Source organism: Mycobacterium sp. IDUB_5 (assembly GCF_055419565.1).
Genome location: NZ_JBVAXX010000009.1, coordinates 32,642 through 54,149, shown reverse-complemented (window position 1 = coordinate 54,149; position 21,508 = coordinate 32,642). Strand labels below are relative to the sequence as shown.

Genomic DNA, 21,508 nt, shown 5'->3' with positions numbered 1-21,508 from the left:
GGGCGCATCCACAGCGCCGCCATGCCCGACGCCACGGCGATGGCCGTGCGCGACGGTGTGATCGCCTGGCTCGGCAGCGACGCCGTCGGCTCAGAACAGTTCCCCGACGCCGAGATCGTCGATCTCGCGGGCGGGTTCGTCGCCCCGGCATTCGTCGACAGCCACGTGCACGTCACGGCCACCGGCCTGAGTTTGACCGGACTTGACCTGCGGGAAGCGACCTCGCGCCCGCACTGCATGGATCTGCTCGCCGCCTTCGCCCGCACCCGTCCCGACGGGGTGCTGTGGGCGCACGGATGGGACGAATCGGGGTGGCCCGACCGGACGCCGCCGACCGTCGACGACGTGGACGCCGCGGTGGGACCCGGCCGCATGGCCTACCTGGCCCGGGTGGACGTGCACTCCGCGGTGGCCTCCACTGCGCTGCAGCGCGCCGCGGGAGTGTCCGGCCATGGGCCGCTGACCGCCGACGACCACCACCGCGTGCGCCGGGTGGCCCGCGAACACCTGACCGCCGGCCAGCGCGACGACGCCCGACGGGCCACCCTCGACCTCGCGGCGTCGCGCGGCATCGTCGCCGTCCACGAATGCGCGGGACCGGAGATCGGCGGTCTCGACGACTGGCGGGAATTGCGCGCGCTTGACCACGGTGTGGACGTGGTCGGCTACTGGGGTGAGGCGGTCGACTCCGCCGACGCCGCCCGCGCACTGATCGCCGAAACAGGTGCGCAGGGGTTGGCCGGTGACCTGTTCGTCGACGGCGCCCTCGGCTCGCGCACGGCCTGGCTGCACGAGCCCTACGCCGACGCACCGCCAGGATGCGCAGCCCCGCACGGCAACACGTATCTGAATGTCGACGCGATCACCGCGCACCTGATGGCCTGCACCGAAGCCGGCGTCACGGCCGGCTTCCACGTCATCGGCGACGCTGCCGTCACCGCGGTCGTACAGGCGCTGGGCGCCGTGGTCGACGAGCTCGGCAGCGTGGCCGTCGCCCGCTGCGGGCACCGCCTCGAACACCTGGAGATGGTCACCGACGAGCAGGCCGCGATGCTCGGCCGCTGGGGTGTGATCGCCAGTCTGCAGCCCGCCTTCGACGCGCTGTGGGGTGGTCCGCACGGCATGTATGCCCAGCGTGTCGGGCCGACGCGTGCGTCGGGGATGAACAATTTCGCGCTGTTAGCATCCCAAGGCGTGCCCCTCGCTTTCGGCTCCGACGCCCCGGTGACCGACATGGACCCGTGGTCTGCGGTGCGCGCGGCCACCGCGCATCAGACACCCGGCAGCGCCGTGTCGGCCCGCGCCGCCTTCGCGGCCGCCACCCGGGGAGCCTGGCGCGCCGGCGGTGCCCGCGACGGTGTGACCGGCACGCTCGTGCCAGGAGCGCCCGCCTCCTACGCCGTGTGGGACGCCGACGAGTTCGATGTCACTGCCCCCGCGGACGCGGTGCAACGCTGGTCCACCGATCCGCGCTCTCGGGTTCCTGTGCTGCCCCGCCTGGACGGCGCTGCGCCGCGATGCCGGCAGACGGTGCATCGAGGCGTGGTCCTCCATGGCTGAGGCCACCGAACGAAAACCCCAAGCCGAATCCGTCACCGCCGAACCGCCTTCTCGCCGAGCGCGGATCGGCCGTGTCGTGCTGAACCGCGCGGTGCTGGACCGGTTGCCGCAGTTGACCGTTGCTCTGCTCGGCGGGCTGATGTTGTGCCTCAGTTTTCCGCCATTCGGCTGGTGGTTCGCCGCCATCGCCGCCTTCGCCGCGCTGAGCTGGGTGCTGACCACGCCGTCGGTCACCGTCAAGGGTGGGTTCGGCTACGGGCTGCTGTTCGGTCTGGCGTTCTACATCCCGCTGCTGCCCTGGATCAGCGGGCTGGTCGGACCCGTCCCATGGCTGGCGCTCAGTGCGCTCGAGGCGTTGTTCCCGGCGCTGTTCGGTGCCGTCGCGGTCGTGGTTCGCAGCGTGCCCGGCTGGCCTCTGTGGTTCGCCGGCCTGTGGTCTACGCAGGAGTGGCTGAAGTCGACGGTGCCGTTCGGCGGATTCCCGTGGGGTGTCGTCGGCTATTCGCAGACGCAGAGTCCGGCGCTGCCGCTGGCGTACTTGGGGGGCGCCCCGCTGGTGTCCTTTGGTGTCGCCCTGGTCGGTTTCGGTCTCGCGGCGATGACCATCGAGGTGGTCAGGTGGTGGCGCAGCGACCACGCCGCGCGCACCGCCAAGCCGCCTGCGGTGGTCGTGTCGGGCCTGTGTGTGGCGGTCGTGCTGCTCACCGCGGCCCTGGCGTGGCCGCACGTCCGCAAATCCGGCGCCAGCGTCGGCGACGAGCCACCGGTCACCGTCGCGGTCGTCCAGGGCAACGTGCCCCGTCTGGGCCTCGAGTTCAACGCGCAGCGCCGTGCCGTGCTCGACAACCACGTCAACGAGACGATCCGCCTGGCCGACGACGTGCGGGCGGGCCGGGCACCGCAGCCCATGGTGGTGATCTGGCCGGAGAACTCCTCGGACATCGATCCGCTGGCCAATGCCGACGCCGCCAAGGAGATCTCCGCCGCGGCCGCAGCGATCAGGGCACCCATCCTGGTAGGCGGCGTGCTCGCTGCGCCCGGGTACCGCCGCGACAACCCGGTGTCGACCAATTCGGTGATCGTGTGGAACCCCGACACCGGGCCCGCCGACCGCCACGACAAGCAGATCATCCAGCCGTTCGGCGAGTACCTGCCGTGGCGCAGCTTCTTCAGCAGGCTCTCGTCGTACGCCGACCGGGCCGGCTACTTCGTACCGGGACACGGCGACGGCGTGGTGCGGGCGGCCCGGGTACCGATCGGTGTCACCACGTGCTGGGAGGTGATCTTCGACCGGGCCGCGCGCGAGGCCGTCCGCAGCGGTGCGCAGATGCTCGCCGTCCCGGCCAACAACGCGACCTTCGACGAGGCGATGAGCGAACAGCAGCTCGCGTTCGCGCGGTTGCGGGCGGTCGAGCACGATCGCTACGTCGTCGTCTCCGGGACGGTCGGCATCAGCGCGGTGATCTCGCCGGCAGGTCGCGAGCTGGCGCGCACCCAGTTCTTCGAGCCCGCCTACCTGGATCAACAGATCCGGCTGCGGACGTCGCTGACCCCGGCGACCCGGTTCGGTCCCTACGTGGAGGCGGCGCTGGTGGCCATTGGCGTTGCGGGACTTCTGGCAGCGATGCTGCACAATAGTTTCTTCGCGGGCCGCGTGGAGGCCCTGAGAACGAAGCGTCGGAAATCGACGTCCGAGAACGGCAAAGGAGCCTCATGAGCGTCCCCGGTAGCGCCGGTGGCCAGGAAGCCGGGGCGAAACCCAGCGCACGCACCCTCGTGATCATCCCGACCTACAACGAGCGCGACAACCTGCTCAAGATCGTCGGCCGGGTCACCGAATCGGCGCCGCAGGTCCACGTGTTGATCGTCGACGACGGCAGCCCCGACGGCACCGGCGCGCTGGCCGACGAGCTCTCGCTGGCCGATCCCGACCGCGTCCACGTCATGCACCGCAGCTCCAAAGACGGCCTCGGCGCCGCGTATCTCGCCGGCTTCGCCTGGGGGCTGAGCAGGCAGTACACCGTGCTGGTGGAGATGGACGCCGATGGCAGTCACGCCCCCGAGCAGCTGTACCGGCTGCTCGATGCCGTCGACGGCGGCGCCGATCTGGCGATCGGGTCACGCTACGTCGGCGGCGGCGAGGTGCGGAATTGGCCGCGCCGGCGGCTGGTCCTGTCCAAGACCGCCAACGGTTACTCCCGCATCCTGCTGGGTGTCGACATCCACGACATCACCGCCGGATACCGGGCGTACCGCCGCGAGGTTCTCGAGAAAATCGACCTGGGGGCCGTCGATTCGAAGGGCTACGGATTCCAGGTGGACCTGACCTGGCGCTCCATCAACGCCGGGTTCACGGTCGTCGAGGTACCGATCACGTTCACCGAACGTGAGCATGGCGTCTCGAAGATGGATGGTTCGACGATCCGCGAAGCCATCCTCAAAGTCGCCCAGTGGGGTATGCGGGCCCGGTTGGACCGGGCCCGGGGCGTTGCCCGCTGAATGGGCCCGCTGATCAGCCCCGGCGGCGGGTTTTGATGATCTCGAGGCGCTCCTTGAGCAACTCCTCGAGCTCTTCGACCGAGCGCCGCTCGAGCAGCATGTCCCAGTGGGTGCGCGGCGGCTTCACCTTCTTGGGCTCGGGCACATCACCTTCGATGAGCGTGCCCTCCATGCCGTTGCGGCACAGCCAGGTACCCGGGATCTCGGCATCGTCGGCGAACGGAACGTCGAATTCCTCGCCGTTGTCGGTGCGGTAGCGCGCGACCTGACGCGGCGCCAAGTCGTGGTTGCGGTCCGTCTCGTAGCTCACAGCTCCGAGGCGGCTGCCCCTCAAGACACGATCAGCCATCGTCAACTCCTCTTCAGCATGTGGTCCGGGGTATTCAACGCAGATCTATCCAACGGAGTTCCCGACTCGGCCCCTGATGATACCGGGATCTGAGTATCTCCCGGTTTAGAGTCGGCCCGTGACCGCCTCCCCGGACCGGCTGGCTCCCCCTCGCAGATCCCGCACACGCCCTCAGATGTGCCGGTGGTGTGGACGCGAAGTGGCTGACGCCGGGATGGGTAGACGGCGGCAGTACTGCCGCCAATCGTGTCGGCAGCGGGCCTACGAGCAGCGCGCCCTGGTCAAGGGGTCGGCGGTGGCCGAGGATGCGGTGGTGCTGAGCGCCGAGGAAGCCTCGGTGCTGTCCGACAGGGTCTATCAGGTGCGCTGCGCAGCGGAGGACATGGCGACCGCCCTCGAGGAGGGCGCCGAGGCGAGTGAACTCCGGGAATTGTGTGATGCCGTCATGCGCGCGGCGCGCGCCGCCGACGGGTGGCGCTGACCCCGCAGCTGTTTCCGTCACGCCGAGTCAAACGCTTCAGGGGAGAACCGGCCGGGCGTAGCGTCGCCTGACCGTGACCAGTCCCGCTGACCTGGCCGTGCCGTCGGCCGCCGCAGCCCCGCGCGTCAGCCCCCGGCGTAGGTGGATGCTCATCCGCCTCGCTTCGCCGTTCGTGCTGCTGGCCCTCTGGCAGATCGGCAGCGCGATCGGGCTCATACCCCAGGACGTGCTGCCCGCACCCTCGCTGATCGCCGAAGCGGGGGTCGAGCTGATCAGAACGGGCCAGCTCGCGGATGCCCTGGCCGTGTCGGGGGTCAGAGTCATCCAGGGCCTGCTGCTGGGTGGCACGGTCGGGATCGCGCTCGGCATCGCTGTCGGCCTGTCCACGTGGTTCGAGGTCACCATCGATCCGCCGATGCAGATGGTCCGTGCGCTGCCGCACCTCGGATTGATCCCCTTGTTCATCGTGTGGTTCGGCATCGGGGAATTGCCCAAGGTGCTTCTCGTCGCGCTCGGCGTGAGTTTTCCGCTGTATCTCAACACCTTCTCGGCCATCCGCCAGGTCGACCCCAAATTGCTCGAGACCGCGCAGGTGCTCGGCTTCTCGTTCTGGCAGAAGCTGCGCACCATCATCGTGCCCAGCGCGGCGCCACAGGTTCTCGTCGGTCTGCGGCAGTCGCTGGCGATCGCGTGGCTGACCCTGATCGTGGCCGAACAGATCAACGCGGACAAAGGAATTGGATTCCTGATCATGAACGCGCGTGACTTCCTGCGGATCGACATCATCATCTTCGGTCTCATCATCTACGCACTGCTGGGCATCGGCACCGACGCCGTGGTCCGCGCACTCGAGAACAGGGCAGCGAGGTACCGGACATGACCCTCACCACCGACGCATCCAGCCGGGTGATTGCACAGCGCGCCGACAGCGCAGGCGAGCTGCGCGGCGTGAACAAGTGGTACGGCGACCGCCACGTGCTGACCGACCTCTCGATCCACATCGGCCGCGGCGAGATCGTCGCCCTGATCGGCCGCAGCGGATCAGGCAAGTCGACCGTCCTGCGTGTGCTCGCGGGATTGTCGACCGACCACACCGGTGAACGCGTGGTGGCCGGTGCGCCCGCCGTGGCTTTCCAGGAACCGCGGTTGTTCCCGTGGCGCGACGTTCGCACCAACGTCGCCTACGGCGTGACCCGCGCGAGGTTGTCGAAGGCAGAGGCGCAGACCCGCGCCGAACAGGCGCTGGCCGACGTCGGCTTGGCCGACCGCGCGTCTGCGTGGCCGTCGACGCTCTCCGGCGGGCAGGCACAGCGAGTTTCGCTCGCCCGCGCGCTGGTCGCCGAGCCGCAACTGCTGCTCCTCGACGAACCGTTCGGGGCGCTGGACGCGTTGACCCGGCTCTCGATGCGCGCCCTCCTGCTCGACCTGTGGCGGCGCCACAGCTTCGGCGTTCTCCTGGTGACCCACGACGTCGACGAGGCCGTCGCGTTGGCCGATCGGGTTCTGGTGCTCGAGGACGGAGCGATCGCGCACACCCTCGACATTCCGGACCCGCGGCGCGCCCCCGGAGAAGGCCATACCGACCGCTACCGCGCCGAGCTTCTCGACACGCTCGGCGTGCAGTCCTGACCATCGTCGACGAGGGGGCCATCATGTCCAGGGTTGTTGCAGTGATCGCCGCGGTCAGTCTGCTGTTGGCGGGTTGCGTATCGCGACAGGACGTCTCGGGCGCCCAGAAGCCTCCCGAACAGGTACCTCTGGCAGAGTTGGGAGATCTGACCCTGCAGGTCGGCGACCAGAAGGGTGGCACCGAGTCGTTGCTGCGCGCCGCAGGTGCGCTCGACGGTCTGCCCTATCGAATCGCGTTCTCGACGTTCACGTCCGGGCCGCCGCAGATCGAAGCCGCGACAGCGGGCAAGATCGACTTCGCGATCACAGGCAACACCCCGCCGATCTTCGGTGCCGCATCAGGCGCCAAGGTGAAGGTGGTCTCCGCCTACGATGGCGGCGGTACCGGCGATCAGGTTCTCGTGCATCAGGATTCACCGATCACCTCGATCGCAGATCTGCGAGGCAAGAAGATCGCCGTTGGAAAAGGTAGCTCCGCGCACGGCCACATCCTCGCCCAACTCAAGAACGCGGGACTGACCCCGGACGACGTCACGTTGATCTTCCTCCAACCGGCCGACGCGCTGTCGGCATTCAGTCAGCGTCAGGCCGACGCGTGGGCAATCTGGGATCCGTACACGGCGCAGACTGCTGCGCAGCTGCCGGTGCGCTCCATCGGGCAGGCGAAGGACGTCACCAACGGCTACTGGTTCGGCGTGGCCTCGGACCAGGCGCTGGCTGACCCGAAGCGCAACACCGCGCTGGCCGACCTGCTGGTCCGGTTCGAGAAGGCCGCGAGGTGGGCCCAGCAGAACCGCGAGCAGTGGGCCACTAGCTACGCCAAGGCGGTCGGGCTGAGCCCCGAGGTGGCCACGGTCTCACAGTCTCGCAGCCTGCGGTTGCCGACCGAGCTGGACGACGATGTGGTGGCCTCCGAGCAGAAGATCGCCGACCTGTTCGCCCAATCGGGCCAAATCGCCTCACCGGCACCAGATATCAACAAGTGGGTGGATCGCAGATTCAACGACGTACTCCGTCCGCTGTTCGTCTCGACCAATTAGGAACCCATGCCCTCCGCGAAATTCTTCTGGTTTCTGCCCACCAACGGAGACAGCCGCTCCATCGTCGGAGCTTCGCATGCGTCGTCGCACCACACAGTGCCCGCCGGATACCGGCCGCCCACCCGGCGCTACCTCGCCGAGATCGCACGGGCGGCCGATCGGCTCGGCTTCGAAGGCGTGCTCACCCCGACCGGTACATGGTGTGAAGACGCCTGGCTCACGGCCTCGGCGCTGCTCGCCGAGACCGAGCGTCTGAAGTTCCTCGTGGCGTTCCGTCCGGGTCTGGTGCCGCCCACGCTCGCCGCGCAGCAGACGGCGACCCTTCAGCGATACTCCGAGGGGCGGGTGCTGCTCAACATCGTCAGCGGCGGAGATGATCGGGAGCAGCGTCGCTTCGGCGACTGGCTCGACCATGACCAGCGTTACGCGCGCACGGGGGAGTTCCTGCACATCGTCAACGCGATCTGGCGGCAAGAGTCGCTGGATTTCACGGGCTCCTTCTACGAGGTGGCAGACGCACGGGTGTCCGCAGCGCCAGATCCGTTGCCGCAGATCTACTTCGGCGGCTCGTCGGCGGCGGCGCTGCCGATCGCAGCCGAGTACGTCGACGTCTATCTCACGTGGGGTGAACCGCCGCAGGACGCGGCGGCCAAGATCGCGCGGGTGCGGGCCTTGGCCGAAGAACGCGGCCGCCGGGTGCGATTCGGTATTCGTCTGCACACCATCAGCCGCGACACCTCGGAGGCGGCGTGGGCGGTCGCTGATGCACTGCTGGCAGACCTGTCGCCCGATCAGATCGCTGCGGCCACCGCGCTGCACGCTCGATCGGAGTCCGAAGGTCAGCGTCGGATGACAGCGTTGCACGGCGGACGCATCGACCAGCTCGAGATCTACCCCAACCTGTGGGCGGGCGTCGGTCTGGTGCGTGGGGGCGCTGGTACAGCGCTGGTCGGCTCGCACGAGGAGGTGGCCAATCTGATTCTCGAGTACCACTCCCTGGGTTTCGACGAGTTCATCCTGTCGGGCTACCCGCACCTGGAAGAGGCCTACTGGTTCGCCGAGGGCGTGCTGCCGATCCTGAAACGCAAAGGAGTCGCCTGACCGGCCGGGTGCGGCGAAAATCTGGTATCTCTTGCGGCGTGGACGAATGGTTCGAGCGCAGCCCGTTCGTCGGGTTCGTCCCGTGGATCATCTACTGGGTGGTGGCTGACGGCCCGAGCACCTGGTTGTTCGGTGCGATCTGCGCGGTGCTTGCGACGGTGATCCTGGGGGTGTCGGCCGGCTTCGCCGGGGTGCGCCTGCTCGACGTCGTCACCGTCGTGTTCTTCACCGGTGTGACCGTGGTGGGCCTGGTCATCGGCGCCGAGGACCGGGACTGGATGGACACCTACGCCACGACGCTGTCGAGCGGAGTGCTCGCGGCGATGACTCTGGGTTCGCTGGCGTTCGAGCCGTTCACCGCCCAATACGCGCCGGCGTCGGCGCCGCGGCAGGACTGGGAGGAGGCCGCGTTCCGCCGCACGAACCAGGTGTTGACGCTCATGTGGGCACTGGTGTTCGCGCTGATCGCGGTGCTCGGCTACCTCGCGGCCACCGCACCGATCACGGTGCACCTCACCAAGGCGGTGATCCCAGTCGTGGTGATCGTGGGGGCGGTGGGCATGACCCAGGCCTATCCGGGCCGAGCCCGGGAGAAGGCGCGACCGTAGATCCCCTGAGGGATCAGCAGCGGAACGCTGTTCCGACACCGGCCGGAGGCGTCATCGGCTGCAGACAGCCGAACGGAGCGACGCCGTCGGCGCTGATGCGCACCGCCGAGCGGCGGGCGTAGTTCACGCAGTAGAGGCCGGCGGCGTCGCTGCGGCAGCGGGTGTCGCCGATGCTCAGGGCGCCCCCGCTGGGCAATTCGGGCCCCGATCCGGCGATGAACGGTCCCGGATCTGCGCGCAGCGCCCCGACGCGCAGCTCGTCACCGGGGAAATCGACCCACCCCGGCTTCCACACTCCCTCGGCGTCCGGCGGTGGGGGCGGCGGTGCGGTCAGGTCCAGCAGGCATGTCAGGCCGTCCGCTGTGGTCATGCACTGGGTGGTACCCGACGGGGCCCCCGAAGCGGCGGTGAAGGCGACGTCGTCACCGAGACGGGTGGTGACTCCGTCGCGGAACGCGACGTGGAAGGTGGCGGCGTCGGCGGGTGTCCCCGCCTCGATGAACGCGATGACCTCGTCGATCGACGCGCCGTCGGGCGGCGCTGCCGCGGCCGGCGTGGTCGACGGAGCGACAGCGGTGCTGGTGGTGGCCGTGGGCCTGGCCGCGTTCTGCGATGCCGACTCCGGCCTGCCGTCGGTCGATTGTGCGCAACCGGCGACCAGGGTCGCCGCTGCGAGCAGGCCGGCCATGCGCATTCCGCCAGGCTAGCTGCCCGACACGGCACGGCTGGCGAGGCAGGCCGGGCGTCGATTCGCTACCGTCGGGAGGATGCACGAGCACACCGTGCGGGTCAGAACCGCATCCGGCGTCGTCGAGGGGTTCACCCGCGATGGCGTTCACCGCTGGCGGTCCATTCCCTACGCCAAGCCGCCCGTGGGGCCGCTGCGCTTCCGCGCACCCGTCCCGGTTCAACCGTGGTCGGGGGTGCGGCACTGTCACGGGTTCGGGCCGTGTGCACCGCAGCAGCGCATGTACACGCTCCTGCGGCCGGGCAAGTACCAGCCGATGAGCGAGGATTGTCTGACGCTCAACGTGGTGGCTCCCGCCGGGTCCGACAGCGAGCCGCACGCCCGTTCCGACAGCGGGCCGCTCCCGGTGATGGTGTTCATCCACGGCGGTGGCTACCTGCTGGGGAGTTCGGCGACTCCGATCTACGACGGTGCCTCGCTGGCGCGGCGTGGGTGCGTGTACGTGTCGGTGAACTACCGGCTCGGCGCGCTGGGCTGCCTGGAGTTGTCCTCGCTGTCCACGCCTGAGCATCCGATCGACGACAACCTGTTCCTGCGGGATCTGGTGATGGCGTTGCGGTGGGTGCGTGAGAACGCCGCCGCGTTCGGAGGTGACCCCGACAACGTGACGATCTTCGGCGAGAGCGCCGGTGCCCACGCGGTCGCGACGCTGCTCGCCACTCCTGACGCCGGTGGACTGTTCGCCCGGGCGATCGCGCAGAGCCCCAGCAGCGGCATGACCCGCGGAGCCGATGTCGCCGAGCAGTACGCCGTGCGGTTCGCCCACCTCCTGGGCGCGACGGAATCCGATGCAGCCGAGGTGCTGATGCGCACCCGACCCGCGGAGCTGGTGATGGCGCTGGAAGCGCTGATCATCGAGGGGCAGCGAGAGATGTTGGGCGCCTTCGCAATCGGGCCCGCCTTTGACACCGAGTACCTGCCGACCAATCCTGCTGACGCGATGGCCGACGGGACGGCGCATCGCGTCCCGCTGATCGTGGGGACCAACGCCGACGAAGGCAAGCTGTTCACCCGTTTCCTCAAACTGTTGCCGACCACCGAGACGGCCATCGAGCGCCTGTTCTCGCAAGCCGAACCCGGTGTGCGCGAACGGATTCTGGCGGCCTACCCGGGTTATCCGAACCCCAAGGCCTGCGTACGGCTCGGCGGCGATTTCGTCTTTGCGTCCGCGATGTGGCAGATCGCCGAAGCGCACAGCCGGCACGCGCCGACGTATGTGTACCGCTACGACTACGCGACGCGTGCCCTGCACCTGTCGGGGCTGGGCGCCACGCACGCGATGGAGTTGCTCGCGGTCTTCGACGTCTATCGGTCCCGATACGGCAAGCTGCTGGCCGCCGGCCTCGACGCACGCGTCGCGGGAAAGGTCAGCGACGACATCCAGAAGCGGTGGCTGGGCTTCGCCTCAGGCGGGACACCGGGCGGTGACTGGCCGCAGTACGACCACGACGAGCGCGCGGTCATGGTGCTGGACAGGCGGCGTCGCGTGGAGCACGATCCGCACGCGGAGCGGCGCGAGGTGTGGAAGACGTTCGAGTTCGCGCAATAACGTGCTGACCGCTGCGCGGTGTGGTTGCGTGAACGGGTGCCTGATGCGCTCCCCACACCTGCAGACCACCCGCTCGACCCGCTCGACGAGGCCGAATTCCGCACGATCGCCGCGCTATTGCACCGCGAGCACGGCGTGCAGGCGGCACCGTCGGGGGAGCGCAGAGGGTGGCGATTCGCCTCGATCGAGCTGATCGAACCGTCCAAGGCCGAGCTCGCCGACTTCGACGCCGACGCACGGCGGCCCGTGCGCCGTGCGTCGGTGGTGTGCTTCGACCGCAGCACGAACGCCACCTACAAGAGCGTGGTCTCGCTGACCGACGACCGCGTCGAGTCGTTCGAGCACGTCCCCGGTGTCCAGGCCAACTTCACCGTCGACGAGTTCGCCGAGTGCGACCGACTTCTGCGCAGCCACCCCGACGTCATCACCGCGCTGCGAGGTCGTGGCGTCACCGACATCGACCTCGTGTTCTTCGACACCTGGACCTACGGTGACGCGGTGGCGCCGCCGGAGTTGCGCGACCGGCGCATCGGCTGGTCGGACAGCTGGGTCAAGGGCGCGCCCGGTGCCAACCCGTACGCACGGCTGCTCAGCGGTCTGCACTGCGTGATCGACCTCAACGCGATGGAGCTGGTACGCATCGAGGACGTCGGACCGTTCTCGCCCTCCGGCGGTGCGACGCCGCCGGAGGTGATGGGGGAGTACGTACCTCGGCACATCCCGGACCGGATTCTCGGCCGCAGCCGCCGGGAACCGCTGAAGCCGCTGCACATCACCCAGCCCGAGGGGCCGTCGTTTTCCGTCGACGGGAATCTGGTGACGTGGCAGAACTGGTCGCTGCGTGTGGGTTTCAACCACCGTGAGGGGATGACGCTGCACACGGTCCGGTACCGGGACGGGGACCGTGACCGGTCGGTCGCCCACCGGATGTCGTTCGCCGAGATGGTGGTGCCCTACCGCGATCCATCACCGGATCACTACCGGCGCACCGCTTTCGACATCGGGGAGTGGGGCCTGGGCTTCATGACGACGTCGTTGGAGCTCGGCTGTGACTGTCTGGGGGAGATCCGGTATCTCGATGCCGTGCTGCACGACAGCGCGGGGGAGCCGTACCGCATCACCAACGCGATCTGCCTGCACGAAGAGGACAACGCCGTGCTGTGGAAGCACGTCGACCACGACATCGGTGCCGAGGTGCGCCGCATGCGCCGGCTCACGCTGTCGTTCCACGTCACCGTCGCCAACTACGAATACCTGGTCTACTGGCGTCTCTACCAGGACGGCAACATCGAATGCGAGGTCCGCGCGACCGGCATCATGGTGACCACGCCCTTGCCGGCCGGTGCGCCCAGCCCCAACGGCACGATCGTCGACGAACGCACGTATGCGCCTTTCCACCAACACTTCCTGGTGGCCCGCCTCGACATGGACGTCGACGGCACGGACAACACGGTCGTGATGAGCGAGTCGGCGGCAGAGCCGATCGGTCCCGAGAATCCCTACGGCCTGTCGGTCGTGACGCGCAATGTCCCGCTGCGCAGCGAGAAAGAGGCCCGCCAGGATGTCGACTTCGGCACGCAGCGCGCCTGGAAGGTGGTCAACCCCAACGTGGTCACCGGACTGGGCGCCCATCCGGCGTACAAGCTCGTGCCCACCGGTGCCATCCCGCCGATGTTCGACCCCGGCTCACCGGTGCTGCAGCGTGCGGGGGTGATCGCCCATACCCTCTGGGTCACCCCGAACCGTCCCGACGAGCGTTGGCCTGCAGGCGAATTCGTCAACCAATCGGCTCGGGACACCGGATTGACCCAGTGGACGGCTGCCGACCGGCCGATCGAGAACACCGACGTGGTGCTCTGGTATGTGTTCGGTATCCACCACATCACTCGGCCCGAGGACTGGCCGGTGATGCCCGCCGACATCGTCTCGTTCTGGCTCAAGCCCTTCGGCTTCTTCGATCGCAACCCCGCACTCGACGTCATCGACACCCCGCCGCAGGCGTGTCACACCTCGAGTACCAGCGCGCACCACTGAGCCCCATGGTCGCCAAATCCGCCGCACTGTTCGTTCTCGCAGCGGTTCTCGAGATCGGCGGGGCGTGGCTGGTGTGGCAGGGAGTGCGCGAACACCGAGGTTGGCTGTGGATGGGGGCCGGTGTGATCGCCTTGGGCGCTTACGGATTCGTCGCCGCGTTCCAACCCGACGCCCACTTCGGCAGGGTGCTCGCCGCGTACGGTGGCGTGTTCATCGCCGGCTCCCTGCTCTGGGGTATGGCCCTGGACGGGTTCCGCCCGGATCGCTGGGATGTGGCAGGCGCGCTGGTGGCCCTGCTGGGCGTGGCGCTCATCATGTACGGGCCCCGCTGAGGGGTCATCGGAGATGGGCGTGGGCGTCGTCGAGATCGTCGCGACGCAGCCCCATCGGCGTGCCTGCGGGCACGTCGCCCGCCGCGATCACGGCGCGGGTGATCGGCGTCAGTGCACCGAACAGCGCCTCGACCTCGTCATCGTCGAGCGCGTCCAGGGCGGGCAGGGCGAGCGCGTCGGTCCTGTCCTCGATGTGCTGTTTCAGCGCGCGGCCCTGGTCGGTGATGGCGCCGGCGTCGTCGAGCAACCCGCGCTCTCGCAACGCATCACTGTGTGCGGCCCACTGTGTGTCGTCGTAGTCGCGGCTGCGCCTGATCATCTGCTCGGGCACCCGGCCGGCAGCGGCGTGCAGCACGTTGCATTCGCGGCCGGACAGACCTTCGGCGGAGAGCGCGGCGACGTGGCCGTCGCCGCGATGCTCGCGCAGCAGGGTGGCCGCGTGCCACAGCCGTGGCAGTGGCTCGCTCGGCCACGTCAGCGATCGGTTGGCCGCGTACAGCACGCGACCGTCGAGGTCGGCACCCACCGCCGCGCGAGCGGCCAGCTCCGCCGCGGTCTGTGCGTCTGCGTCGGTGACACCGCTGCGCCGCAGCGCCGCCACCGCGCCCTCCTCACGGGCGCGCAGGGCGTCGGCCGGAGGAGCCACATCCCACGCGGCGGGCAGCGCTGTGGCGACCCGATCTGCGGTGAAGTTGTAGAACGCCGCGGTAACGACTTCGGCCGGGACGATGCCCAGCGGTGCGGACCGGGCGGCGAAGTAACCCATCCAGAAGCCGCGGTAGCCGAGGCCGTCCAGGGCCGCGCGGGCCTCCGGCGCGAAGTAGGTCACGGCGTGGACCGGCTCGATCCGGTCGAAGAAGCGGCGGGCGAGCGTGATCGGGCGAGAAGGGTTGCGCACCCCCGCAGTCAATCACCCCGCGGGCGCAGGTCTGCTAACGTCCCCAGCACCGTGGGTCGGGGGTGACGGGCAGGCAGATGGCCAAGCTGATCGGGGTGTTCGCCGGGCTGGCTCTCGGCTGCAGCGTCCTGCCGGCCTGCAGTTCGCCGGTGAGTTCCGACGCGATCCCCGCCGTGGCGCCCGAGGATCTGCAGGCCGACATCGCTGCGCGCCTGGCGAAGGCGGGGGAGAAGCCGGAGTCGGTGGTCTGCAAGGAGCCGCTGGTCGGTGAAGTCGGGCAGTCTGCTCGATGCGACGTGGTGCTGAGTCCGACGAACAGCTTCGAGCCGATCGTCACCGTCACCGACATCGACGGCGCCTCGATCGTCTACGAGATGATTCCCGCGCTGTCTCGACCTCAACTGGAACGTGCCGTGGCGCGACTGGTGGCGAGCACGCCGGACGCGGTGGCGTGCTTCTCGGGGCTGCCGGGTCGTGCCGGTGCGGTCGCACAGTGCGATGTGTCCGCCGGGGGTACTCCGGTGCGTCGCACGGCCACGGTCACCAGCGTCACGGGGCTGACGATGACCTTCGACGTGGTGCCGCTACTCACCAAGGAGGAGCTGGAGTCGTCGCTGCTCGACGAGCTCGCCGCCAGGGTGAACAGGCGACCGGACTCGGCGGTGTGCGGCGGCAGCCTGGAGGGCCGGGTCGGCAACACCGTCGACTGCACAGTGGTGTCGGGCACGGAACGGGCCGAGCTGGTGCTCACGGTGACCGCCGTCGACGGCACCAAGATCGACTACACCTATGCGCCCCGGCGCTGATCTCAGTCGTCGCCGGCGACGGCCGAGGCCGCCTCGTCGATGATCGCCCGCATCGCCGTCTCGGCGGCATCGGGGTCGCCCAGCCGGACCGCACGGGCCACCTCGTCATGCAACGCGATCGCCGCCGGGTTGGGGGTGTCAGGCATCATGCCGTGATGAGTGCGGCCGGCGAGCACCTCGGCGACCACATCGTAGAGGGCGCGGAACATCTCGTTACCGCTGGCCTCCAGGAGTGTCCGGTGAAAAACCTTGTCGGCCAACAGGTACGACTCGAGGTCCCCGGAGCGCCCGTGCATCACCATGTCGGAGACAGCCGCGGCCATGATGCGGCACTGGTGCGGATCGGCGCGCTGCGCGGCCAACGCGGCGGCTGCCGGTTCGAACCCGCGTCGCAGTTCCGACAGTGAGGCGAGTTGCCGGGCGCGGTCGTCGGAGTCCAGGCGCCATCGGATCAGTCGGGGGTCGAAGACGTTCCACGCGGTGGCCGGCTGGATCGTGATGCCCACGCGGCGGCGTGAGGCCACCATGCCCATGGATTCGAGCACGCGGATGGCCTCCCGGGCGACGCTGCGCGACACCTGGTAGCGGGCACAGACGCCGTCCAGGTTCAGGACGTCCCCGGCTGCGTGGGTGCCGGACACGATGGCCGCGCCCAGCGCGCTCAGCACGCTGCCGTGTAGCGCTGCGGACGGCGTCTCGGACACGCAATCATCCTGTCATACGCGGCAGCCACCTCGAATAATCAGATAGATATCGATATCTACTTGCAATCGTATGCCTATTAAGGCATCGTGTGTGACGGCAGGCACAGCAGGGAAGTCGGCGCGGTAGCCGGCTCCGGAAGTGGGCCGCGTGAGGAGAACAAGGTGGCGTCACCCGTGGTGGTCATGGGCGTATCAGGTTCGGGCAAGTCGACTGTGGGCGCCGCCTTGGCGCAGCGGCTGCGGGTGCTGTTCGCAGACGCGGACGACTTCCACCCCGCCGCCAACATCGCCAAGATGACGGCCGGCCATCCCCTGGACGACGACGACCGGTATCCCTGGCTCGAAGCAATCGGCGACTGGCTGATGCAACGCTGCGAGGACGGCGGGGTGATGAGCTGTTCTGCGCTCAAGCGCAGCTACCGGGAGCAGTTGCGCCGGCATTGCCCGGGTGTGCTGTTCCTGCACCTCAGCGGTACGCCGGACGTCATCGCCCGCAGGCAGGCGAGCCGGCCAGGGCATTTCATGCCCGCGTCGCTGTTGGCCTCGCAGTTCACGACCCTCGAGCCGCTGGACGCCGACGAACCGGGCACCACCATCGACGTCGATCAGAGCATCGACGCCATCATCGACACCTATTGCACCACAACAGCTTCGGCGATCGAACAGGAGAAGTGATGATCTCGTCACCCACATCACCAGCGACCATGCTGACCGTCCTCGCGGCGGACACCGAGTTACCGGAGCCCGTCGCATCGGGCTGGCAACTCGTGGTGGCGGCACTGGCGGGTATCGCACTGATCGTCGTGCTCATCACCGTGGCGAAGCTTCATCCGTTCCTGTCGTTGATCTTCGGCGCGCTGGCCGTCGGGATCGTCGCGGGCATGAACGTCGGCGACGTCCTCGGATCGTTCTCCGACGGATTCGGTACCACGGCGGCCGGTGTCGGCATCCTGATCGCGCTGGGCGCGATGTTCGCGAAGCTGCTCGCCGATTCGGGTGGTGCCGACGAGATCGTCGACACCATCGTCGGCCGCGCCTCACCACGTGCACTGCCGTGGGCGATGGCCGTCGTCGGTGCGATCATCGGTCTCCCGATGTTCTTCGAGATCGGCGTCGTGCTGCTGATGCCCGTCATCTACCTTGTCGCCAAGCGCTCGGGTCTGTCGTTGATCACCATCGGAATCCCCGCTCTGGCAGGCCTTTCCGCGATGCACGGGCTCGTCCCACCGCATCCCGGTCCGCTCACCGCGATCGACCTGCTCGGAGCCGACCTCGGCGTCACGCTCGCCCTGGGTGTGGCCGTGGCGATCCCCACCGTCATCGTCGCAGGGCCGCTGTTCGGGAAGCTGGCCGGACGCTGGGTCGTCATCGACATTCCGGACCGCTTCAACGCTGACGACGTCCGTGGCGGTGGCGATGGGAACGGCGGCACCGGCAGCGCGGGCCCAGGTGAGGCCGGGCGCGGCGGCATGCAGACGGTCGCGCAGCGCACCCGCCCGAGCTTCGGCATCACGATCTTCTCCGTGCTGCTGCCGGTCGCGTTGATGATGGGTAAAGCGCTGGTCGACATCTTCATCGACGACGAGAACAACGTGCTGCGACAGACTTTCGACATCCTGGGCCGGCCGCTGATGGCGCTGCTGATCGCCGTGATCGTCGGGATCTTCACGCTCGGCCGCGGGGCCGCGATGACCCGCGATCAGATCGTCAAATGCATCGAATCGTCGCTGCCGCCCGTCGCGGGCATCATCTTGATCGTCGCCGCGGGCGGCGGGTTCAAACAGCTGCTCGTCGACACCGGCATCGGCACGCTGCTGGCCGACTGGGCCAAGGGCGCCAATGTCTCGGTGGTCCTGCTCGCCTGGACACTCGCGGTGCTGATCCGGCTCGCGACGGGCTCGGCCACGGTCGCCACCATCACCGCGTCGTCGCTGATGCTGGGTCTGGTCGAGGGCTTGAGCACCGGTGAGGTGTCGCTGGTGGTGCTCGCGATCGGTGCCGGCTCGCTGTTCTTCTCCCACGTCAACGACGCCGGCTTCTGGCTCATCAAGGAGTTCTTCGGGATGAGCGTCGGACAGACCATCAAGAGCTGGTCGGTGATGGAGACGGTGCTCTCGGTGACTGGCCTGATCCTGGTGCTGCTGCTCGGACTCGTCATCTGAGTCCAGCGGCGGGCCTCAGGCTTTCAGGGGGCCTTCAGCACCTGGGTGCCGCCGGCGAGCTCATCGTGCTTGCCCTGCTTGGTGGGGCTGCTGTTGATCGTCACCGCGATGACGACGATCGCCACCACGCCGAGCAGGCCGCCGATGAACGGGATGATCGGCAGCAGCGTCCACGAGTTGCGGATCGCCGACTGTGCGGCAGTCGGTTTGGGTGCACCGCCGGGACCGTGCACACTGAGGCCGAGCAGCTTCTTGCCCGGGGTCCAGCCCTGTGTGACCTCGAACGCCACGTAGTAGGCGAAGCTCAGCGCGCCGGTGAACAGCCCGGTGATCCAGACGTTGGACATCGCGCCGATCGCGAAGACGATGATGCTGCCGACGATGCCGACGATCAGACCGTCGATGAACCGGGCGGCGAAGCGCACGCCGACGCCGCCGGGTTGGGCGCCGCCGCCGGGCGGCGGGTACGACCCCGGGTAGCCGTATTGGCCGGACTGCGGGGGATAGTCGCTGGTCATCGGGGAGCTCCTTGTGGCGGCGGCTGGATTGCGAGCTCACCGTACCCAGCAGGAAGCCCCCGCGAAAGGGCTTCGCGGGGGCTGCTGCTTCTTCTGTGCAGGGGTCAGCGCAGCTGCTTGCGGCGCTTCTTGACCTCGGAACCCGCGGTGTCGGCCAGTTCTGCGGCGCGCTCGCGTGCGATGTCGGCCGAGCGAAGGGCGCGCTCACGGGCGGCATCGGCCAGCTCGGGTGCACGGTCGCGTGCCACGTCGGCGAATTCCTCGCCACGTTTGCGGGCCAGCACCGCCCACTCGCCGCCGCGTTCGCGAGCCACCTCGGCGAGTTCACCGCCGCGTTCGCGCGCGACCTCGGCGAGTTCGCCGCCGCGTTCGCGCGCGACCTCGGCGAGTTCGCCGCCGCGTTCGCGCGCGACCTCGGCGAATTCGCCGCCGCGTTCCCGCGCTATGTGGGCCAGTTCGCGACCGCGCTCAGCGCCGACCTGCAGGCCGTGGCCCAGCTTGTCGGCGAACTCGCTGTCCGCCAACGAACCGCCGGCGGCCGCGCCGACGGGAAGTGCGGCTGTCACCGCCTCGGCGGCTTTGCGTGCTGCGCGCCGGCCGCGCCAGCCGAGCGACGGCTTACCCTCGGTGTCCACCGCGGCGATGATGAGGCCTCCGATGAGGCTGATGTCGGTGACGAACGCGCGCCGCTCGTCGGCCTTGCGCTGCGGATCGGTCTCGTTCCAGAAGTTGTGTCCGCCGAGGGAACCCGGCACCACGGTCAGCGCCAGCGCCGCCGATGCGAACCGCGGGAGCTTCCCCGTCGCCAGCAGCAGCCCGCCGCCGATCTGAACGGCCGCGTTGATCCGGGCCACCGTCTCGGCATCCGACGGCAGGTTGGTGCTGACCGGATCGGGGAGCTTGCTGAGCCCGTCGAGAGTGTTCTGCGTGGACTGGGCTGCGGGTTTGGGGCTCCGCAGGGCCTCGACCCCTCGGGAGATGAACACGGCGGACAGCATTGGACGCGCAACGCGACGGATCAACATGCCGGACATGTTCCCACGCGATTCGGCGACCAAACCCGACCGGGTGACGTGCCGGGGTAGCTTCGCAGGCGTGCCACTCGTCGCGGGAATCGACTCGTCCACCCAGTCGTGCAAAGTGCTGATCTGTGATGCCGAGACCGGCCGAACCGTCCGGTCGGCCACCAGTGCCCACCCGGGCGGCACCGAGGTGGCGCCGGCGCACTGGTGGGACGCGCTCCGAGCGACGTTCGACGAGCTGGGCGGCATCGACGACGTCGCTGCAGTCTCCGTCGGCGCGCAGCAGCACGGCATGGTGTGCCTGGACGCATCGGGGAACGTCGTCCGCGACGCGTTGCTGTGGAACGACACCCGCTCTGCCGGTGCGGCGGCCGATCTGGTCGACGAACTCGGCGGCCCCGACAGATGGGCACAGCGCACAGGCGTCGTGCCCGTCGCCGCCATCACCGCCACCAAGCTGCGGTGGCTGGCCGATCACGAACCGGAGCATGCCGATGCCACCGCCGCGGTCTGCCTCCCGCACGATTGGCTGACATGGCGGCTGTCGGGCGCCACCGACATCGGCGAGCTGACCACGGATCGCAGTGACGCCAGCGGCACGGGGTACTTCTCAGCCGCGACCGATTCCTACGACGTCGAACTGCTCGAGCTGGCAATGCGCGGGCGACGCCCGACGCTGCCGACCGTCGTCGACCCCGCCGGTTCGGCGTCGCAGACCGCCCACGGCGCGCTCCTGGGGGCCGGCGCGGGGGACAACGCCGCGGCCGCGCTCGGCCTGGGCGCCGGGCCGGGCGACTGTGTGGTGTCGCTGGGCACCTCGGGTGTGGTCAGCGCCGTCGGTGGGACGGCGCCGTGCGACCCCGAGGGCATCGTCGCGGGGTTCGCCGATGCGACAGGACGGCAGCTGCCGCTGGTCTGCACGCTCAACGGGGCGCCTGTGCTCGCCGCGGTGGCGCGCATGCTCGGCGTCGAGTTCGACGAGTTCGACCGGCTCGCGCTCAGCGCTGCCGTCGGCGCCGACGGCTTGACGCTGGTGCCGTATCTCGACGGGGAACGCTCACCCAACCTGCCCGACGCCACGGGCGCGCTGCACGGCATCACCACGCGAAACCTCAACTCCGCCAACATCGCTCGGGCCTCCGTCGAGGGTCTGCTGGCGTCCATGGCCTACTGCATCGACAAGATTCGCGCACACGGCGTCGCGGTCGACCGCATCATCTTGATCGGCGGCGGGGCACGCTCGGCGGCGGTCAGAGCGGTGGCGCCGGCCGTTCTCGGTGCGCCCGTGTATGTTCCGGCACCGGCGGAATACGTCGCGCTCGGCGCGGCGAGGCAGGCGGCCTGGGCGCTGGCGGGTGGCCAGAACCCACCGCAGTGGTCCCTGGCGGACACCACCGTCCACGAGGCAGAGCCCACGCCGGAGGTTCTCGACCGTTACCGAATGGCCGAGGGCCTGACCTTCCGCTGA

22 protein-coding genes are annotated in these 21,508 nt (G+C 69.0%); 16 read left to right on the top strand and 6 right to left on the bottom strand.

Annotated features, from left to right (window positions below):
- The first annotated feature begins 21 nt into the window (after positions 1-21).
- The 3 genes from ACZY1G_RS26120 to ACZY1G_RS26110 are packed head-to-tail and all read left to right on the top strand — an operon-like array spanning position 22 to position 4,059.
- Positions 22-1,560: an amidohydrolase gene (locus ACZY1G_RS26120; RefSeq protein WP_463818281.1), complete on the top strand. Its 1,539-nt coding sequence runs from the start codon at positions 22-24 to the stop codon at positions 1,558-1,560.
- Complete coding sequence (lnt, locus tag ACZY1G_RS26115; RefSeq protein WP_463818105.1) at positions 1,553-3,277, top strand: apolipoprotein N-acyltransferase; 1,725 nt, start codon at positions 1,553-1,555, stop codon at positions 3,275-3,277. The genes ACZY1G_RS26120 and lnt overlap by 8 nt, the downstream gene beginning before the upstream one ends.
- Positions 3,274-4,059, top strand: coding sequence for a polyprenol monophosphomannose synthase (locus tag ACZY1G_RS26110; protein WP_463818104.1), 786 nt, complete (start codon positions 3,274-3,276; stop codon positions 4,057-4,059). Before lnt ends, ACZY1G_RS26110 begins: the two co-directional genes overlap by 4 nt.
- A gap of 13 nt (positions 4,060-4,072) precedes the next feature.
- Here the strand turns inward: ACZY1G_RS26110 and rbpA are convergent, their stop codons facing one another.
- Positions 4,073-4,408, bottom strand: a complete 336-nt coding sequence (gene rbpA / locus ACZY1G_RS26105; protein ID WP_043409883.1) for an RNA polymerase-binding protein RbpA — start codon at positions 4,406-4,408, stop codon at positions 4,073-4,075.
- A 175-nt stretch (positions 4,409-4,583) separates the two neighbouring features.
- On the opposite strand from rbpA, the gene ACZY1G_RS26100 reads away from it, so the two are divergent.
- The 6 genes from ACZY1G_RS26100 to ACZY1G_RS26075 all read left to right on the top strand — a co-directional run bounded on the left by ACZY1G_RS26100 (position 4,584) and on the right by ACZY1G_RS26075 (position 9,267).
- On the top strand, positions 4,584-4,889 hold the full coding sequence (locus tag ACZY1G_RS26100) for a hypothetical protein (RefSeq protein WP_463818280.1): 306 nt from the start codon (positions 4,584-4,586) through the stop codon (positions 4,887-4,889).
- Positions 4,890-5,034: 145 nt separating this feature from the next.
- Complete coding sequence (locus ACZY1G_RS26095) at positions 5,035-5,769, top strand: ABC transporter permease (RefSeq protein WP_463818279.1); 735 nt, start codon at positions 5,035-5,037, stop codon at positions 5,767-5,769.
- Positions 5,766-6,518 carry an ABC transporter ATP-binding protein gene (locus tag ACZY1G_RS26090; RefSeq protein ID WP_463818103.1) on the top strand — a complete coding sequence of 251 codons (753 nt, stop codon included), beginning with the start codon at positions 5,766-5,768 and terminating at the stop codon, positions 6,516-6,518. Before ACZY1G_RS26095 ends, ACZY1G_RS26090 begins: the two co-directional genes overlap by 4 nt.
- A gap of 20 nt (positions 6,519-6,538) precedes the next feature.
- Positions 6,539-7,558 (top strand): ABC transporter substrate-binding protein, encoded by a 1,020-nt coding sequence (locus ACZY1G_RS26085; protein WP_463818278.1) that lies wholly within the window; start codon positions 6,539-6,541, stop codon positions 7,556-7,558.
- A gap of 6 nt (positions 7,559-7,564) precedes the next feature.
- Complete coding sequence (locus ACZY1G_RS26080) at positions 7,565-8,659, top strand: LLM class flavin-dependent oxidoreductase (RefSeq protein WP_463818102.1); 1,095 nt, start codon at positions 7,565-7,567, stop codon at positions 8,657-8,659.
- A 38-nt stretch (positions 8,660-8,697) separates the two neighbouring features.
- Positions 8,698-9,267 carry a hypothetical protein gene (locus ACZY1G_RS26075; RefSeq protein ID WP_463818101.1) on the top strand — a complete coding sequence of 190 codons (570 nt, stop codon included), beginning with the start codon at positions 8,698-8,700 and terminating at the stop codon, positions 9,265-9,267.
- Between the two features lie 13 nt (positions 9,268-9,280).
- On the opposite strand, the gene ACZY1G_RS26070 is transcribed toward ACZY1G_RS26075, so the two are convergent.
- Entirely contained in the window at positions 9,281-9,961 is a 681-nt protein-coding gene (locus tag ACZY1G_RS26070; protein WP_463824004.1) for a hypothetical protein, read from the bottom strand.
- Between the two features lie 73 nt (positions 9,962-10,034).
- Here ACZY1G_RS26070 and ACZY1G_RS26065 point away from each other — a divergent pair, with 73 nt between their 5' ends.
- From ACZY1G_RS26065 to ACZY1G_RS26055, 3 genes are read left to right on the top strand one after another with little or no spacing between them, the layout of a single operon-like run.
- Entirely contained in the window at positions 10,035-11,564 is a 1,530-nt protein-coding gene (locus ACZY1G_RS26065; protein WP_463818099.1) for a carboxylesterase/lipase family protein, read from the top strand.
- Positions 11,565-11,582: 18 nt separating this feature from the next.
- Positions 11,583-13,598 carry a primary-amine oxidase gene (locus ACZY1G_RS26060; protein ID WP_463824003.1) on the top strand — a complete coding sequence of 672 codons (2,016 nt, stop codon included), beginning with the start codon at positions 11,583-11,585 and terminating at the stop codon, positions 13,596-13,598.
- A 5-nt stretch (positions 13,599-13,603) separates the two neighbouring features.
- Positions 13,604-13,930, top strand: a complete 327-nt coding sequence (locus ACZY1G_RS26055) for a YnfA family protein (RefSeq protein ID WP_463818097.1) — start codon at positions 13,604-13,606, stop codon at positions 13,928-13,930.
- Positions 13,931-13,934: 4 nt separating this feature from the next.
- Here the strand turns inward: ACZY1G_RS26055 and ACZY1G_RS26050 are convergent, their stop codons facing one another.
- Positions 13,935-14,828 (bottom strand): SCO6745 family protein, encoded by an 894-nt coding sequence (locus tag ACZY1G_RS26050; protein ID WP_463818096.1) that lies wholly within the window; start codon positions 14,826-14,828, stop codon positions 13,935-13,937.
- Between the two features lie 62 nt (positions 14,829-14,890).
- Between ACZY1G_RS26050 and ACZY1G_RS26045 the strand changes: the two genes are divergently transcribed.
- Positions 14,891-15,634 (top strand): DUF4333 domain-containing protein, encoded by a 744-nt coding sequence (locus ACZY1G_RS26045; RefSeq protein WP_463818095.1) that lies wholly within the window; start codon positions 14,891-14,893, stop codon positions 15,632-15,634.
- Positions 15,635-15,636: 2 nt separating this feature from the next.
- On the opposite strand, the gene ACZY1G_RS26040 is transcribed toward ACZY1G_RS26045, so the two are convergent.
- Positions 15,637-16,338, bottom strand: coding sequence for a FadR/GntR family transcriptional regulator (locus ACZY1G_RS26040; RefSeq protein WP_463824002.1), 702 nt, complete (start codon positions 16,336-16,338; stop codon positions 15,637-15,639).
- A 162-nt stretch (positions 16,339-16,500) separates the two neighbouring features.
- Here ACZY1G_RS26040 and ACZY1G_RS26035 point away from each other — a divergent pair, with 162 nt between their 5' ends.
- Positions 16,501-17,013: a gluconokinase gene (locus tag ACZY1G_RS26035; protein WP_463824001.1), complete on the top strand. Its 513-nt coding sequence runs from the start codon at positions 16,501-16,503 to the stop codon at positions 17,011-17,013.
- Positions 17,014-17,042: 29 nt separating this feature from the next.
- On the top strand, positions 17,043-18,500 hold the full coding sequence (locus tag ACZY1G_RS26030) for a GntP family permease (RefSeq protein ID WP_463818277.1): 1,458 nt from the start codon (positions 17,043-17,045) through the stop codon (positions 18,498-18,500).
- Positions 18,501-18,523: 23 nt separating this feature from the next.
- On the opposite strand, the gene ACZY1G_RS26025 is transcribed toward ACZY1G_RS26030, so the two are convergent.
- The gene (locus ACZY1G_RS26025) at positions 18,524-19,018 is read right to left on the bottom strand and encodes an RDD family protein (protein WP_463818092.1); all 495 of its coding nucleotides are present in this window, start codon (positions 19,016-19,018) and stop codon (positions 18,524-18,526) included.
- A gap of 104 nt (positions 19,019-19,122) precedes the next feature.
- On the bottom strand, positions 19,123-20,043 hold the full coding sequence (locus ACZY1G_RS26020) for a DoxX family membrane protein (RefSeq protein ID WP_463818276.1): 921 nt from the start codon (positions 20,041-20,043) through the stop codon (positions 19,123-19,125).
- Positions 20,044-20,113: 70 nt separating this feature from the next.
- On the opposite strand from ACZY1G_RS26020, the gene xylB reads away from it, so the two are divergent.
- A complete protein-coding gene (xylB, locus tag ACZY1G_RS26015; RefSeq protein ID WP_463818275.1) occupies positions 20,114-21,508 on the top strand; it encodes a xylulokinase in 1,395 nt (464 codons plus the stop codon).